This window comes from Streptosporangium minutum (assembly GCF_002149035.1).
GTDB lineage: Bacteria > Actinomycetota > Actinomycetes > Streptosporangiales > Streptosporangiaceae > Streptosporangium > Streptosporangium minutum.
The window spans coordinates 1-1,569 of sequence record NZ_NGFP01000495.1; the positions used below are offsets into that span (position 1 = coordinate 1).

Sequence of the window (1,569 nt, forward strand, 5' to 3'; positions counted from 1 at the left end):
GGGGGTGCCCCTGTGCGGGGCGTGGTGGCGGGATCGCAATAGACTGACGCAACGTGACTGCCAAGCCGCGTATCCCCAATGTCCTGGCCGCCCGCTATGCCTCTGCGGAGCTGGCCCGTCTGTGGTCTCCTGAGTACAAGGTGGTGGCCGAGCGCCGCCTGTGGCTGGCGGTGCTGGCCGCGCAGGCGGAGCTGGGGGTGGCCGTCGCCCCGCAGGCGGTGGCCGATTACGACAAGGTCGTCGAGCAGGTGGATCTGGCTTCCATCGCCGAGCGGGAGCGTGTGACCCGTCATGATGTGAAGGCCCGGATCGAGGAGTTCAACGCCCTGGCCGGGCATGAGCACGTGCACAAGGGCATGACGTCGCGGGATCTGACCGAGAACGTCGAGCAGTTGCAGATCCGCGACAGCCTGCTGGTGGTGCGTGATCGGTGTGTGGCGTTGCTGGCGCGGCTGGGTGGGCTGGCGGCTGAGCATTCGGGCACGGTGATGGCGGGCAGGTCGCACAATGTGGCTGCGCAGTCGACCACGCTGGGCAAGCGTTTCGCGTCGGCGGCCGATGAGCTGCTGGTGGCTTTCGCCCGGTTGGAGGAGCTGATCGCCCGTTATCCGCTGCGCGGTATCAAGGGCCCGGTCGGCACGGCTCAGGACATGCTGGATCTGCTGGGGGGCGACCGGGGCAGGCTGGCGGAGCTGGAGGATCGGGTGGCGGGGCATCTGGGGTTCGCCCGGCGTCTGACCAGTGTGGGGCAGGTCTATCCTCGGTCGCTGGATTACGAGGTGGTCACGGCGTTGGTGCAGCTGGCGGCCTCTCCTTCCTCGCTGGCCAAGACGGTCCGGTTGATGGCCGGGCACGAGCTGGTCACCGAGGGGTTCGCCGAGGGGCAGGTGGGCTCTTCGGCGATGCCGCACAAGATGAACACGCGTTCGTGTGAGCGGGTCAACGGGCTGACCGTGGTTTTGCGGGGTTATGCCTCCATGGTGGGGGAGCTGGCGGGCGACCAGTGGAACGAGGGGGATGTGTCGTGTTCGGTGGTGCGGCGGGTGGCGTTGCCGGATGCGTTCTTCGCCTTCGACGGGCTGGTGGAGACGATGCTGACGGTGTTGTCGGAGTTCGGCGCGTTCCCGGCGGTCATCGCCGCTGAGCTGGACCGGTATCTGCCGTTCCTGGCGACGACGAAGATGCTGATGGCCGCGGTGCGGGCCGGGGTGGGCCGGGAGAGCGCCCATGAGCTGATCAAGGAGCACGCGGTCGCCTCGGCGCTGGCGATGCGTGAGCGGGGCGCCGGTAACGAGCTGCTGGAGCGTCTGGCGGCCGATGAGCGTTTCCCGCTGGGCGCCGAGGCGCTGGCCGAGCTGCTGGAGCAGCGGATCGCGTTCACCGGGGCGGCGGCCGAGCAGGTGGAGGCGGTCGTGGCGCGTGTCGGTGAGGTCGTCGCCCGCTATCCGGCCGCGGCCGCCTATGTTCCCGGGGCGATCCTCTGAAGAGGGTGGAACTGCGGGCGGCCGCGGAGGTGGCGGCCGCCTGCGATGACGACACGCTGCTGGTGTGGGCGGCGCAGGGGATGCG

1 protein-coding gene is annotated in these 1,569 nt (G+C 69.4%); it reads left to right on the top strand.

Features of this window, described 5'->3' with window-relative positions; genetic code table 11:
• Window positions 1–53 precede the first annotated feature (53 nt).
• Window positions 54–1,484 carry an adenylosuccinate lyase gene (gene purB / locus CA984_RS43965; protein WP_086579152.1) on the top strand — a complete coding sequence of 477 codons (1,431 nt, stop codon included), beginning with the start codon at window positions 54–56 and terminating at the stop codon, window positions 1,482–1,484.
• The last annotated feature ends 85 nt before the right edge of the window (window positions 1,485–1,569 follow it).